This window comes from Streptomyces eurythermus, assembly GCF_014649115.1.
Taxonomy (GTDB): Bacteria; Actinomycetota; Actinomycetes; order Streptomycetales; family Streptomycetaceae; genus Streptomyces; species Streptomyces eurythermus.
Genome location: NZ_BMSK01000005.1, coordinates 34,561 through 48,453, shown reverse-complemented (window position 1 = coordinate 48,453; position 13,893 = coordinate 34,561). Strand labels below are relative to the sequence as shown.

The 13,893-nt window shown below is 73.7% G+C and carries 11 protein-coding genes; 1 reads left to right on the top strand and 10 read right to left on the bottom strand.

Annotation, left to right across the window (positions count from 1 at the left end; genetic code table 11):
- Positions 1 to 48: 48 nt before the first annotated feature.
- The 6 genes from IE251_RS10460 to IE251_RS10435 form a co-directional block, all read right to left on the bottom strand.
- A complete protein-coding gene (locus IE251_RS10460; protein WP_189752631.1) occupies positions 49 to 915 on the bottom strand; it encodes a diiron oxygenase in 867 nt (288 codons plus the stop codon).
- Positions 916 to 1,113: 198 nt separating this feature from the next.
- The gene (locus IE251_RS10455) at positions 1,114 to 1,656 is read right to left on the bottom strand and encodes a GNAT family N-acetyltransferase (RefSeq protein WP_189752630.1); all 543 of its coding nucleotides are present in this window, start codon (positions 1,654 to 1,656) and stop codon (positions 1,114 to 1,116) included.
- Positions 1,657 to 1,715: 59 nt separating this feature from the next.
- A complete protein-coding gene (locus tag IE251_RS41685; protein WP_267925850.1) occupies positions 1,716 to 1,838 on the bottom strand; it encodes a hypothetical protein in 123 nt (40 codons plus the stop codon).
- 133 nt (positions 1,839 to 1,971) lie between these two features.
- Positions 1,972 to 2,580 carry a hypothetical protein gene (locus tag IE251_RS10445; RefSeq protein WP_189752628.1) on the bottom strand — a complete coding sequence of 203 codons (609 nt, stop codon included), beginning with the start codon at positions 2,578 to 2,580 and terminating at the stop codon, positions 1,972 to 1,974.
- Positions 2,577 to 2,936, bottom strand: a complete 360-nt coding sequence (locus tag IE251_RS10440) for a hypothetical protein (protein WP_189752627.1) — start codon at positions 2,934 to 2,936, stop codon at positions 2,577 to 2,579. The genes IE251_RS10445 and IE251_RS10440 overlap by 4 nt, the downstream gene beginning before the upstream one ends.
- Complete coding sequence (locus tag IE251_RS10435) at positions 2,933 to 8,047, bottom strand: HD domain-containing protein (protein WP_189752626.1); 5,115 nt, start codon at positions 8,045 to 8,047, stop codon at positions 2,933 to 2,935. Before IE251_RS10435 ends, IE251_RS10440 begins: the two co-directional genes overlap by 4 nt.
- Positions 8,048 to 8,434: 387 nt before the next feature.
- Between IE251_RS10435 and IE251_RS10430 the strand changes: the two genes are divergently transcribed.
- The gene (locus IE251_RS10430) at positions 8,435 to 9,283 is read left to right on the top strand and encodes a LysR family transcriptional regulator (RefSeq protein WP_189752625.1); all 849 of its coding nucleotides are present in this window, start codon (positions 8,435 to 8,437) and stop codon (positions 9,281 to 9,283) included.
- Positions 9,284 to 10,168: 885 nt separating this feature from the next.
- On the opposite strand, the gene IE251_RS10425 is transcribed toward IE251_RS10430, so the two are convergent.
- From IE251_RS10425 to IE251_RS10410, 4 genes are read right to left on the bottom strand one after another with little or no spacing between them, the layout of a single operon-like run.
- A complete protein-coding gene (locus IE251_RS10425; protein WP_189752624.1) occupies positions 10,169 to 11,410 on the bottom strand; it encodes an FAD-dependent monooxygenase in 1,242 nt (413 codons plus the stop codon).
- Positions 11,407 to 11,661 (bottom strand): hypothetical protein, encoded by a 255-nt coding sequence (locus IE251_RS10420; RefSeq protein WP_037656281.1) that lies wholly within the window; start codon positions 11,659 to 11,661, stop codon positions 11,407 to 11,409. Before IE251_RS10420 ends, IE251_RS10425 begins: the two co-directional genes overlap by 4 nt.
- On the bottom strand, positions 11,658 to 12,266 hold the full coding sequence (locus IE251_RS10415) for a VOC family protein (RefSeq protein WP_200692124.1): 609 nt from the start codon (positions 12,264 to 12,266) through the stop codon (positions 11,658 to 11,660). The genes IE251_RS10420 and IE251_RS10415 overlap by 4 nt, the downstream gene beginning before the upstream one ends.
- Positions 12,267 to 12,317: 51 nt before the next feature.
- Positions 12,318 to 13,727 (bottom strand): MFS transporter, encoded by a 1,410-nt coding sequence (locus IE251_RS10410; protein WP_189752623.1) that lies wholly within the window; start codon positions 13,725 to 13,727, stop codon positions 12,318 to 12,320.
- Between the last annotated feature and the right edge of the window lie 166 nt (positions 13,728 to 13,893).

Sequence of the window (13,893 nt, the reverse complement as noted above, 5' to 3'; positions counted from 1 at the left end):
CCCACCCGGCCCTCACGGGGGCGCCGTCGACGGTGACCGGGGCGGGTGTCACACGGTCACCGGCACCCCGATCCCGTGCAGGAAACCGGTCGCTTTGCGCAGCACCCGGGCGTGCGCGGCCTGCCGTGCCGGGTGGTCCAGGAGCCGCTTGCGCAGGAGGAGCCCGTCGGCCAGGCCCGCGTCACGGTAGGCGGCCGGGCTGTAGAAGGACGCCATGGTCGTGCGGAGGTACTCCGACAGACAGCGGCCGGCGGCCCGGCGCCCGTCCTCGTCCAGCCCGGACTCCGTCAGCCGCTCCCACAGCAGCCGGACCAGCCGTACCCCGAACGCGATGTGCCGGCTCTCGTCCTGGTGGTGGATCCGGTTGAGCCGCCGGATGGCCGGGTGCAGCCGGGTGTCCGCCGCCAGCCGTACGTCGTAGTGGTCGATGATCTGCTCGAAGAGCAGGATCCGGGCGAAGACGAGGAAGTTCTCCAGCGCCGGGTCCTGGCCGGCGGAGGGCGGCCGGAGCTTCTCGTCCGGGTAGATCCGGCCGCCGTACCTCAGGCAGAAGCCGGCGAAGAGCCACATGTGCTCGTTCTCCTCGCCGACGAAGTGGTGGAAGAACTCGGACGGCACCTCGAAGCCGGGCGTGTGGACGCGTCGCATCACCTCGATGAGCAGGTCACGGATGCCGTGGACGTTGAGGCTGTAGAAGTTGACGCTCTCCCAGCGGCTGAGGACGCACAGCTGCTCGTCGCTGAGCTCGTCGGCGTACTCCGTACCGTGCACGGACAGCAGCTCCGGCGAGAACCAGTACTCGTCCCCGGGCAGCGCGGGCGGCCAGTCGAAGGTGGTGCACGGGGTGCAGTAGTCGCTGCTCGCCTTGGCGGACAGCCGGCCGAGCAGCTCCCGGACGTCGCGGTCGTCGGGCACGGCGCCTCCTGAGTGCCTCCGCGGGGCCGCCCCGCCGAGTGCTTGTCAGACCAGCCTGGTTCGCCGGCGCTTCACGCTAACTCGCGCTCCGAAGCCCGTGGAACAGCGCCTTTTCGCCGTTCCAGGGGGTGCGCCGGGCGTGACGGGAAGAGGCTGCCGGGACCGGAGGGAGGGCAGAGGCGGAGACCGCGACAGGGCCTAGTGCCGCGCGCCCGGGGTCCAGTCACGGGCGAGGAGCCCGAGCAGGACCTCGTCCAGGAACTCGCCCATCACCCACGCCGAGGAGCGCAGCACGCCCTCGCGGACGAAGCCGTTGCGCTCGGCGGCGCGCAGCATCGCGGTGTTGTCCGCCAGTGTCTCGATCTGCAGCCGGTGCAGGCCGCGCACCACGAAGCCGTAGTGGCACAGCACCGCGACCACGTCGGTGGCGTAGCCCTTGCCGCGGGCGGCCGGCAGCAGTCCCAGCCCTACGTGCGCGGACCGGTGGTGGGTGTCGATGCCCCACAGCACCGCCGAGCCGGCCAGCGCGCCGGTGTCCGGTTCCACCACGGAGAACTGGGCGGTCCGCTGGTCGGTGTCGTCCACCGTGAACGGCGCGTTCTCGGCGCCGGGCGTGATCGGCCGCCACGGCCGGCCCTCGGCCCGTGAGTGGGTGACCACATCGTCGTGGAGCCCGGCCCGCAGCACCGGTATGTCGTCCTCGTGCCGGGCCCTGAGCCCGACCTTGCCGCCCTTCAGCATGCGAGCTTCCTATCCGGCGGCGCCGGCGACGGCAACCGGATAAGCGTCACTCGCGCACGTCAGCGCGCGGCGCCGGGCACGGGCTCGAGGACGTCGGCCCAGACCCGGTCGGCCCACGGCTCCGCGACGCCGAGGCGGGCCGAGACGACATCGTCGAGTTGGCGCGCGCAGGGGATGGCCACGGTCTCGCCGGGCCACCACATCGAGTCGCACTCGGCGCACAGCAGGAACCGCGCGCCGTCGTCCTTGAAGCGGTAGGGACGGACCCAGTCCTGCTCCAGCGCCGACGCCTTCGGCGGGAACCGCGCGCCCGGGCTACGGCGCTTTCCCGCAGACCTCGCCGGGTTCCAGGCCCGCGATGGCCGACCAGGGCACCGAGACGACCTTGCCGTTCGTGCCGGAGCGGATCTCCACGTGGTGCCGGTCGGCGCGGACGAGTTCCCCGCACAGCACGTCGGTACCGGTCCTCACGATCACCGGCTGCCCGCCGGAAGCGGGTGTCGTCATCCAGGCGACGAAGAGCGCTGCGACGACCAGGACCACTCCCAGGACGCAGCACAGGCGGGCCCAGACCAGGGCCCGGGTCACGCGTGCCACCTCCCGTTCGGTCCAGCGGCGCAGTGCCTGCCCGCCGAGGAGGATCTCGCGCTCCACGGTCCCGTGCGCGGCCCGTACGGCCAGCAGCGACCCCGCGACCAGCAGCACGAAGGCGGTGAACAGCAGCCCGGTGGCGGCCGCGCGGGCCGCCTCGGACAGGTCGGCGAGGTCGTCCCGCCCCTTCAGCAGCACGAGGACCGCGAACAGGGCCGTCAGGCCGGTGAGGCCGGTGCGCCACCCCTCCGCCTGCCGGCGCAGCTCCGGGAGCCTGGTGAACTCCAACTCGCGGGCGAGTTCGGCCCAGCGCCGGTCGGCACGCGTGCTCACCGCCGTATCCGCCAGCTCGCGCCGCACCCGGCGTACAGCGTGTCCGGGGGGCACTGGGGGTGGGCGTGGCCGCACTCGCACAGGTGCACTTCCGCCAGCAGCGGCTCCGGCTCGTCCTCCGCCCTGCCCGTCGTCCCTCTCCCGAAGAGCCGCCCCGGTCCGCCCTTCGACCCCGTGCCCGGCCGGGCCCATGGGAACAGCGTCCGGGTGGTGCCGTGACAGCGTGGACACCTGCCCGAGACGATCACTCCGCGGCCGTCCGGGGCGGGTTCCTGGGTGAACAGGGCGGCGTCGACGTCACCGGCGTCCACCTCGGCGTACGGCACGCCGTGATCGTGCCGACCGGCCCGCGTCACGCTGTCTCCTCCCCTTCCCCGGGCCGCTCTCCCGGGGCGTCGGCGGGCTCGAACCGGAGCCCGAACATCTCCGCGTACACCTCCAGCCGCCCGCGCACCCACGCGGGCGTCTCGTCCACGGCCCGGGCACACCGCTCGATCCGGTCCCGGCCGACCGGGCCGGCCGCCTGCGGGAGCCGGCCGTCGAGATGCGCGGAGAGGATCGCCAGGTCCTGCCAGTGGGGTACGACATCGGGGACGCCGGTGATCGACGGCGGCTCCTCCTCCAGGGAGAGGTAGGGGGTGATGCGCCGCTGCCAGGTGTGCCGTACGGACTCGCCGAGCCGGCCGGCGATGCCGACCAGGTCGAGCGGCAGCAGAGGGGACCCGGGCGGGGAGACCCGGTACGCCGGGTCGACGGCGACCGCGTCGTGGGCGGCGGGCACGTCGTCCGGCAGAGCGGCCTGGTCCTCCTCGGACAGCTCCGGTACGAGCGCGCCGACGGCCCGCAGCGGGGCCAGGGCCCGGTACGCCGCCCGCGCGCCGAGACTGCGGCTGCGGGCGTAGTCCACGAGCCCCTTCGCGGTGAGCGGGGTCCAGCGAGGCGTCTCCCACCACTCGTAGTCGTGTTCCTCGTCCGGGCCGGTGTCGATCAGCACCGCCGTCTCGTCCCAGGTCGGGGCGAATTCCCCCAGTTCCCCGGGCGGGCGCGGGGCGACGAGGCCGGCGTCCAGCCCGAGGCTTCGGGCCTCCCGGTGCGCGGTGTCCCACAGCACCGACAGCTTCTGCCGGAGCCGCTGGCTGCCGGTGAACAGCACGGCCGAGGTCGCCGGTACGGGGTAGTCGGCGCCCACCCAGCTGGGGTCCTCCCCGGAGAACGCGTACCTGCTGGGCGTCGGCAGGTCGTCCCAGGCGCGCAGCAGGCTTCCCGCGTCGGGCAGCCGCACCCCGGCCTCCCGCAACTCGTCCGCGTACCAAGACAGTTCCTCCCACGACGTCTCGTGGGAGCGGACGAACGCCAGGTCCCGCAGCGAGACGCCGTCCTCCAGCCGGACGCCCGCGTCGTGCAGCCACCGTACGAGGCTGCCCGTGTCGGGGGAGGGCTCCACGTCCCGGCCGGGCGAGCGCCTGGTGTAGCGCCGGCGGTGGACGACCCCGAGGGCCTCCGTTTCGCGGGCCAGGAGGCGTTCGGCCTCCCATACGGTGAGTTCGCACTCCGCGGCCAGGTCCACCGCGGCGGCCCAGGGCAGCACGGGGCGGCCCGCGCCGTCGTGGCCGATGTAGTGACGCAGGACCGGGAACACCTCCGGTGACACGGCGTCCCACTGGGCGGCCAGGACCGGATCGGGCGCGGGGCGGCCCAGCCAGGCGAACTCGGCCATCCGGCGCGTCACCTCGGCCGTGCCCAGGCCGGTCGCGGCGGCCACCACCGGTACGTCCCAGGGGTGGACCGCGGGCCGCGCCCGGTGCTTGTCCTCCTTCAGGTAGAGGAGCCTCAGCTCGGCCTCCGAGCAGACGTGGTCGCGGTGTCGGGCCGGGACGTCACCCAGCGGCCGGCCCACGAAGGGCGCGTACCGGGCGCATGCCTCGGCCAGCTCCCCGAGGGGCGTGTCGAAGCGGGCGGAGGCGCGGACGATCCCGGAGAGGTCGTCAGGGGCGTGCCGGTAGTACATCTCGTCGGCGACCCGTCGCCTGCGGGGCACGGACTGCCCCCAGACGCTGGTCCGGAGCCCGTCCAGCCCATCGGGCTCGCTGCCCAGGAGCCCCTGCATGACGCACCAGTCGGTGAAGCCCGGTTTCCAGTCCAGGTCACCGTCGCGGAGAACGGCCGGTCCGGCCAGGAGCGGATGCGCGATGCGCAGGCCACGCGACACGCGGAGCACCTCGGCCACCGTCCTGCCCTGTGCCCGGGCGGCCAGGACCGCGGCACGCCAGTCGCCGCCGACCTTGGCCGCGATGCCCGACCATCCCGGCTGCGGAACGGGGTGGCCCGCCAGGGACAGCGGGACCGCCTGGTCCCGGGTGCGGAACTCGGGGCCGAGAACGGCCAGCCGCCAGGGCCGGACCGCCTGCGAAAGCTTCTTCTCCTTGTGATCGCGCTCGTCGTCCAGGGACTTGTCCAGCCTGAACCAGCCGACCTCGTCGAGGTCCATCCGCCGGCCCAACTCGTCCGTCACCGGGACGTGACGCCCCCGCAGGACCTTCCACAGCACCCGGGCGATCGAGGGCTCCCGGGACTCCAGCTCCCACAGCCACCCCAGGCTGAGGGCGGCTCCCGTGGCGAGTGCGTGGGCGCCCCGCGCGAACTGCTCGCGGGCCCACAGGACGTCGTACTTCTCCAGCTTCCTGCGGTTGACGCTGAGTTCGCCCGCGTGCGGGCCCGACAGATTGAGCACGTACCCGAAGGGCCGCTGGTCCGTGGCGATGCCGTCGCTCACGATGGCCCCGTTGCCCGAGACCCACCACAACGTGCCGGGCACGGCCTCGACGACGAACCGGGTGGAGAACTCGCCGGGCCCGTCACCCGTCTTGATGCGCCCGGGCTGCCAGGTCTCCCCGGTGCCGTCCCGGTCGCGCACCTCCAGGCGGAACTCGCTGAGCAGGACCAGGGAGCGCAGCACCGCCACGGCGGAGTCGTCGGGCAGCGCGCTCGTGCGCCGCAGGTACAGCCGCACGCGGGTGCCGCCCTCGGGCAGCATCGTCCCGTCCCGCTCGTCGTCCTCGCGTACCCGGAAGAGGCTGCCGCTGACCGGGATCTCGACGCGCCAGGCCGTCCGGGCGGGGCGGCCGTCCGTGCCGACCGGGCGGGTCACGATCGACATCTCGTCGGCGAGCATGAAGTAGCTGAACACGCCGATGCCGAAACGGCTGTTGGGGTACAGCCGCAGCGCGCTGTCGTGACGCAGCCAGGCGGCCTGCTCCCGGCGGAAGGCATGGGACTGGTCGAAGCGGCGGCCGGCCCGGGTGAAGGTGTTCTTGAGCTGGTCGACGGTCATGCCGACGCCGTTGTCCACGCACTCGACGTAACGTCCGCGGCCGTCCTCGCCGGTCTCGATCCGGATCCGGCCCGCCCACGTGGCCGGTTCCCTGCCGAGGGAGCGCAGGTACCTGACCCGCATCTCCCGGTAACGGCAGGCGTCCATGGCGTTCTGGTACAGCTCCCGCAGCGCGAGCGCGGGCTGGCCGTCGTACAGCTTCTCGCCCATCAGCAGCCGGCGGATCTCGGTCTGCGCCAGGGAGAACCGCGCGAGCGGCACGTCGTACGCGTCCGTGCCGCGGGCGCGGTCCGGGCGGAGGCGGTGGTCGGACAGCCGCGCGGGCAGGGCCCGGAGCAACGCGGACTCCTCCCGCGGGAGGTGGCGGGCCGACTCCCGCAGCAGGTGACCGAGGTCGTCGGCGTCCTCCACGACCGAGGCGAGCGCGGCGTGTATCGCCGGGTGCGGGCAGACCGCGTCCAGATGCAGCGAGGCCGGGGTGTCCCCGTCCTGGTCGAGGTCCCAGAAGGCGTCCCGCAGCACGCTGATCACCTCGCCCGGCACCACCGCGTCGGAGACGGCGAGATGCTCGGCGAGGACCTCCGGCAGACACCGGGTGTCGAAGGCGATCAGGCCCGCGAGGCGGAGCAGCGCGGCGAGCGGGCGTACGCGCAGGCGCCACGGTGTCCTGCGGACGACGTGACGTTCCGGCGGCAGCCGCTCGTCGTCCGGCGGCGCCCCGGCGGTGAGCCCGGCGGCGACCGCGCGCAGCGCCGTGGACAGCGCTCCGGCCCGGCCGCCGAGCCGCTCGCCCGCCGCCGGCGGGGTGCCGTCCAGCAGCCGGGCCACGAACTCGTCGGCCAGTACGGCGGGTACGGGCTCCTCGTCGGTGACGAAACGCTCGCCGATCCAGCGGTGGACCAGCCACAGCGTGACGGCGTGCCGGTCGTCCCCGGGGTCCGCAAGCCATGAGTACGCGCCCGTGAGTTTCTCGCTGATCTGCGGGTACTGCTCGGTGATCTGCTCGTAGTGGCGCCGCTGACCGTCGGCGTCCCGGCGGCGCCGCACCAGCTGCGGAAGCAGTTCGGCGGCCTGGCTCAGCCGGTCGGCCCAGGCCGTCTCGTGCAACAGGACGCCGGCGATCAGCGCGGTGACCTCCAGGGCGGACAGCTCGGCGCCCTTGGGCAGCAGCTGGGGGAGGCGTTCGGTCAGCAGCCGCACCGGATACTCGTCGTCGGCCCAGGGGTCCGGCAGCCGTTCCTGGGCGCGGTGCACATGGCGGGCGGCCTGGGCGGCGAGGCGGGACAGACAGTCCTGGAGATGGGCCACGGCTTCCGCGTCGCCCTCCGGCACCCGCTCCCAGAGGGCGGACGTGCGGACGACGTCCTGCCAGGGTTCGAGCAGCCGCCGGCCCTCGGCGATCTCCAGGGCCCTGGTCCGTTCCGCCAGGTCGTGGCCGTAGAAGATGTCGACCTTCTGCGGAGGGCGCTGTGCCCGTAAGGAGAGCGCCTTGGTCGCGGCTCTGGCCGCCAGGTACACCTGCTCCACCGTCGTGGCCTCGGTCAGCGGGTCGAAGGCGCGGGCGAGCGACGCGGTGAAGAAGCTGCCCGTCTCCGCGAAACCGCTGGGCTCGCCGGGGCCGCAGCTCGTCATCATGGCGAAGCCGCCGTGCGGGGGGCCCGCGACCACGTTGCTGCCGAAGGCGGCGCCCTGTTCGCCCGCGCCCCAGCGGCAGGCGTCGATGACCCACAGCACGGTGCCGGCCGAGCAGTCGGCCAGGTAACGGCTGATGTCGGCTTCCAGGAGCGACTCCCGTACGTGGGGCTGCTCCCAGCCGGCCGTGTCGTCGCTCGCGGGGGCGCGGGCGTCGGCCGGGACCAGGTAGTCGGTCGTGCCGATCCGGACGCCGTGTCCGGTGAAGTAGAGAAGCACCGTGCTGTCCGGGGGCGCGCCGCCGGAGAATTCGGTGATGCCCGCCGTGATCTCGTTCCGGCTGGGATTCAGCAGGGTCCGCACCTCGTACCCGCTGCCGCGCAGGGAGGTTCCCAGGGCCTCCAGATCCGCGGTGACCGTCGCCGCCAGGGACGGAAGAAGGTGTTCCGCCCCCGGGTTCGCGCCCACGCCGATGAGCAGGGCCACGCGTCCCTTGTCTTCCACTCGCCCCCCTGAACTCCCCATGTCCGCCCCCATGGTGACACCCGCCCCGGCCGGAACGGGGGCGGACCGGGGAACCCGGAGCGGACGAGGAGGCCCCCTGCGCCGCCGGGGCCACGGCGGGTTGCCGGATCACCCCTGAGCGGGTCTTTGCACATGTGTTCGTTTAACTTTCTTTTCCATTTCTCCTCATTGGATGAATCCGGCCAGTGGGGTAAGAATGAGCCGTGTCCCGGTTCGGGAGCGCGGGTGTTCGGGGGGTCCTGTGTTCTGTCGTCCACGCACGTCCGGGAACGTGTTGCCACCCGTCCTGCCCCGGCCGTCGCTGTGACGGCCCCCTCGGTCGGTCTCAACGGAACGGGTGGGACAGCCTTGCAGCGCGACATCGAAGTGAAGCTTCTGCGTACCCTGCTGGCCGTCGTCGACGAAGGCGGGTTCGCCCGCGCCGCCCAGTCCCTCCACGTCACCCAGCCGACCGTCAGCCAGCAGGTGCAGCGGCTGGAATCGATCGTCCGGACACCGGTGTTCCAGCGCACCAAGCGCCCGCTGCGGCTGACTCCGGCCGGCCGGGAACTGGTGGCCCACGCCCGGTACGTGATCAGGCTCAACAACGACGTGCTCAACCGGGTGTCGGCCCTGTGCAGCCAGGCCACGCTGAGCATGGGCTGCTCCATCCACTTCGCGGACGGGCTGGGCGAGATGTTCTCCCGGCTGGACGCGGAGATGCCGCACGTGCGGTGCGCGATGGTCACCGACCTCAGCGCCCCGCTGGCCGACCGGGTCGCCGCGGCCGACATCGACGCGGCCCTGCTGCTCGGCATCCAGACGCCCCGCGCGGAGATGCTGGGGCGGCTGCGGCTCGACTGGTTCGGCGCTCCGCCGCCCACGCCCGGGCGCGGGGTGCCCGTCGCCCTGCTCGGCGGCAGCTCGGCGCTGAGCCGGCACATCGCCGAGACGCTCGACCGCAACGGCGTCGTCTGGTACTCGGTGCCCTGGTGCACCGATCCGCACACCGTGCGGGCGTCCGTCCAGGCGGGTCTCGCCTGCACGGCACTGTGCGAGAACGCCCACCAGAAACACCCCGGGATCCGCCCCGCCCGGCCCGGAGTCCTCGGCCCCGCCCCGTCGCCCCTCCCCGTCTACCTGGCCCTCTCGCCCGCCTTGCGCGAGGGCGCCGTGGACGTCGCGCGGGCCGTGGCCCGGATGGTCGTGGCGGGCATGCCGATCGCTCCGCCGTGACCCGCCGCAGAGACGTTTCTTCACCGGGGGCCCGCGCGGGAGACCGGCGCCGGTGGGTGGGGAGTCAGGGGTCGGCCGGCGGCGCGTGATCGCCGGGGTCGCGGTGTGGGGCTGGTGGTGGCTGGCAGGGGGCGGCGGTGTGGGGCGACGCCGGGTCGGGTGGCGTACGACGGTCCGGGGCGATGTGGAAGGCCGGTGTCGGTGGGTGGGGAGTCAGGGGTCGGCCGGTGGCGCGTGATCGCCGGGGTCGCGGCGGGGGGCCGGTGGGGGCCGGCAGGCGGCGGTGCGGGGCGGCGCTGGGACGGGTGGTGCACGACGGTGCGGGGGTGATGCGGAAGGCCGGTGTTGGTGGGTGGGGAGACAAGCGTTGGCCGGTGGCGCGTGATCGGCAGGGTCGCGGCGCGGGGCCGGTGGTGGCCGGGCAGGGGGCGGTGGCGCGGGGCGGCGTCGGGACGGGTGGTGCACGACGGTGCGGGGGTGATGCGGAAGGCCGGTGTTGGTGGGTGGGGAGACAGGCCCTTGGCCGGTGGCGCGTGATCGGCAGGGTCGCGGCGCGGGGCCGGTGGGGGCCGGCAGGCGGCGGCGCGGGGCGACGCCGGGTCTTGGCCGGTGGCGCGTGATCGGCGGGGGATCGACGGCGGCCGTGGCGCCGGGTCGGTGGGGGACTGGGAGTGGGCGTCGGTGCCGGGTCTGTGGGGGACAGGGAGTGGGCGTCGGTGCCGGGCCGGTGCGGGAGCGGGTGGCGCACGGCTGCGCCGGGTCGGTGGGGCGGCCGGTGATGTGCCGCCGGGCGGGGAGAACCTCCGACGGCGTCCGTGCCGTGTCGCCGGCCCGGGGGAATGGCCGGCCGGGCACGGCCGCCGTCGGAGGTGACGGGGTGGCCGCTCAGTACGAGCCGCGGCCGGCTCCCCGTGCCGTCAGCTTCGGGCCGTACGGCGCGGAGTCCAGCCACTCGCCCGCCCTGCGGCCGGCCGCGGCCACCGCCGCGGCGGCGCGCTGGCGCAGCCAGAGGGAGGGACGGTGGGCCAGCATGTGTTCGAGCGCGGCGCTGGCGCAGGCGCGGTTGTAGGTGGCCGCCTCCTTGCGGTCCTGGGCGAACCGCGCGATCGCCGCCCCGGCCGCGGCCAGGTCGCGCTCGCTGTCCAGTGCCTGGGTGATCGCCTCCACCGCCCGGATGGCGTCCGGGACGCTGGAGTTCATGCCGCGCGCGCCGAACGGCGCGAACAGATGGGCCGCCTCGCCGGTCAGCAGGACCCGGCGGTGCTGGTCGGTGAACCGCTGCGCGACCTGCTGCGCGAAGCGGTACGTCGACACCCAGCGGACCCGGTCGCCGTACGCCTCGGGCAGGATCCGCGGGATCCAGCGGCGCAGGCCCTCCGGGGAGACGAACCGCTCCGGGTCGTCGTTCACCAGCAGGTTGAGGTCGACCCGCCAGCCGCCCGCGAACGGCACCGTCAGCACGTTGCGGCCGCCGACGTTCGGATGGCGGTAGTGGAAGACGCGCTCCATCGGCAGCGGATTGTGCTCCGGGTCGTCGTCGAGGTCGACGACCACGAAGGTGTTCCGGGACCGCGGCCCCTCCAGGGGGCTGTCGATGGCCGAGCGCAGCGCGGAACGGGAGCCGTCGGCCGCGACCACGTAGTCGGCCTGCCACTCGCGCCCGGTGGAGTCCTTGAGCAGGACGCCCTCGGGGGTGCTCAGCGCCGAGGCGATCTCCACCCCCCAGTGGAACTCCACGCCCCGCTTGCGGCAGGCCGCCGCCATCAGGTCCTCGGTGATCACCTGCGGCAGGCTGGTGAAGTGCGGCAGGCCCTCGCGGGTGCTCGGCGGGTAGGTGCGGGTGTAGACCTCCTGGCCGGCCCAGTACGAGCGTTTCGTCGCCCACATCACACCGCGGCCCGCTATCTCGTGACCGAGGCCGGGGCTCAGCCGCTCCAGTTCGCGCAGCGAGGCGCCGTGCAGATAGGCGGCCCGGCTGCCGGGCCGTACGGTGCTCTCCGTACGGCGTTCCAGGACCACCGCGGGCAGGCCGGCGGCGCGCAGGGCCAGGGCCGCGCTGAGGCCGGCCGGTCCGGCGCCCACGACGAGGACCGGGTGACGGGGGGTGGGTCCGGTGCTCGTGCTCACGCCTGCTCCTTGGCGAGGTGGAGGGTGTCGGAGGTGAAGCGGACGATACGGCCGTCCAGGCCGCCGGTGAGGGCGGCGTGCCACACCGCGGTGCGGATCGCGGACTCGTCGCGGCGCAGCACGGCCTCGTCGGCGTCGGTGCTCAGTTCGAGGTAGTCGCCGGCCCGGCGGGCGGTCAGCCCGGCCGCCTCGGCGGCGCGGGCCACGGGCTGGAACTCGGGCACGTCGAGCACGTACAGGGCGAGGCTCACAGGCCGGCTCCTTCCGTGTCCTTGCGGATCAGTTCCGCCTTGCGCCGCCACAGCGCCTCCACCGTCGGCCGCGGCGACTCGGCGACGTCGGCGAGCGCCCGGACCGTCAGCTCGGCGTCCCGGGCGTCGACCGGCGACATGGGCCGCAGCGGCCGGGTGATCTCCAGCTGGATGCCGTTGGGGTCGTCGAAGTAGATGGACTCGATCAGTTCGTGGGCGAGCGGCCGGGTGACCCGGATGCCGTGGCCCTTCAGCCGCTCGCGCCAGGCGAGGAGCTCCTCCTCGGTGTCGACGTGGAAGGCCAGGTGGCGCGAGCGGTGCATCAGGTCGCTCGGGGCGTCCTCCTCGGGCAGCCCGAAGTAGTAGAAGAAGGCGATGCGGTTGCCCGCGCCCATGTCGAAGAAGAAGTGCACGAAGTCCGGGTAGTCCTCGGTGACCCAGCCGGTGGCGGTGATGGCGTGCACCAGCGGCATGCCGAGGGCCTGGGTGTAGAACTCGACGGTGGCGCGGGGTTTCCAGGTGACGAAGGCGAGGTGGTCGACCCCGTCCACGCGCAGGACCGGCGGACCGGCCGGGGGACGGGCGGACGGTGATGCGGTTGCCAATGCTCCTCCAGTGGTTGGGGCAGGGGCGCTGCGCGTGGGGCCGGGGTCGGTTCAGCTCGCGGTGCGCCCCCGCAGGCCCGTCACGGTGATCAGCGCCCCGGCCAGCAGGGTCAGTCCGCCGACGACGAGCGCCCACCGGGTGCCGCCGGCGTTGGTCGCGGACAGGTTGAGCACCACACCGAGGACGGCGACGCCGAGGGAGGCGCCGACCTGGCGGGCGGAGTTGAGCGCGCCGGCGCCGATGCCGGCCAGCTCGGGCGGTACGGAGCTCGCCATGCCGGCCACCAGCGCGGGCAGGGCGAAGGAGACGCCGAAGCCGAAGGCGAGCAGTCCGACCACGGTGGCGGTCAGCGCCGGCGCGGAGTCGCCGGTGAACGGCGCCTGGAGCAGCGCGCCGACGCCCATCAGGACGAACCCGATGGTGGCGGGGCGGCGCGGGCCGATGCGGCCGACGAGACGCCCGGTGTAGATCGGGTTGAAGGCGGTGGGCAGGGTCAGCGGCAGGAAGGCCAGTCCGGCGCTGAAGGAGGAGTAGCCACGGCTCTCCTGGAAGAACAGCGACAGCACGAACAGCAGCCCGGACAGGCCGAAGTTGGCGAGCAGACCGGAGGCGAGCGCGGCGGAGAAGCCACGGCTGCGGAACATGCGCAGCGGCAGCATCGCCGCGTCCCCGGCCCGCGACTCGGCGGTCACGAACACCGCGGCGGCCGCGGCGGCCAGCACGAAGCCGCCGACGACCAGCCCGGATCCCCAGCCCTTGGACGGGCCCTCGATCAGCGCGTACGACAGGGCGCCCAGCGCGACGACCGCGCTGACCTGGCCGGTGACGTCGAGGCCGCTGCGCTGCTTGATGGCGGTCTCCGGGGCCAGCCGCATCGTGATCACGAAGCTGACCAGCGCCAGCGGCACGTTGATGAGGAAGATCGCGCGCCAGCCGACGGTGTCGGTGAGCGCGCCGCCGACCAGCGGACCGGCGGCCAGGGCGAGCCCGGTGATGGCGGCCCAGTTGCCGACGGCACGGGCCCGGTCGGCGGGGTTGCTGTAGGCGTTGGTGATCACCGCCAGGGAGGCCGGCAGCAGCAGCGCACCCGCCACACCGAGCGCCAGGCGCAGGGCGACCAGGGCGCCGAGGGTGTCCGCGGCGGCGGAGACACCGGAGAGGACACCGAAGGCGGCCAGGCCCCACAGGAAGACCCGGCGCCCGCCGAGCCGGTCCGACAGCCAGCCGGCCGTCAGCAGCAGAGCGGCGAAGGTGATGGTGTAGCCGTTGGTGACCCACTGCAGACCGCTCAGCCCGACGTGGAGGCTGGTGGAGATGGCGGGCAGTGCCACCGAGACGATCGTCATGTCCAGCAGGACCATGAAGTAGCCGAGCGAGAGCCCGACCAGCAGGGTCCGCGAGGGCTTGTCGGTTCGTGCCGGTGCGACGGAAGCCCGCTGCGGTTCCGCCTGCGTCGACATGTAATTCTCCTTCGTTCGATTGCGTGAATTACCGCCATAGAAGAGGAAGTTGCGGGGGGCGGCACAAACCATTCAAGCGGACCGGAAAGGCGAATTGCCGCTGGTGACGACGGGAATGCCCTATGGGTAACATCGGCTGAGCCGATGGGTCGAGCAAGGGGGAGCC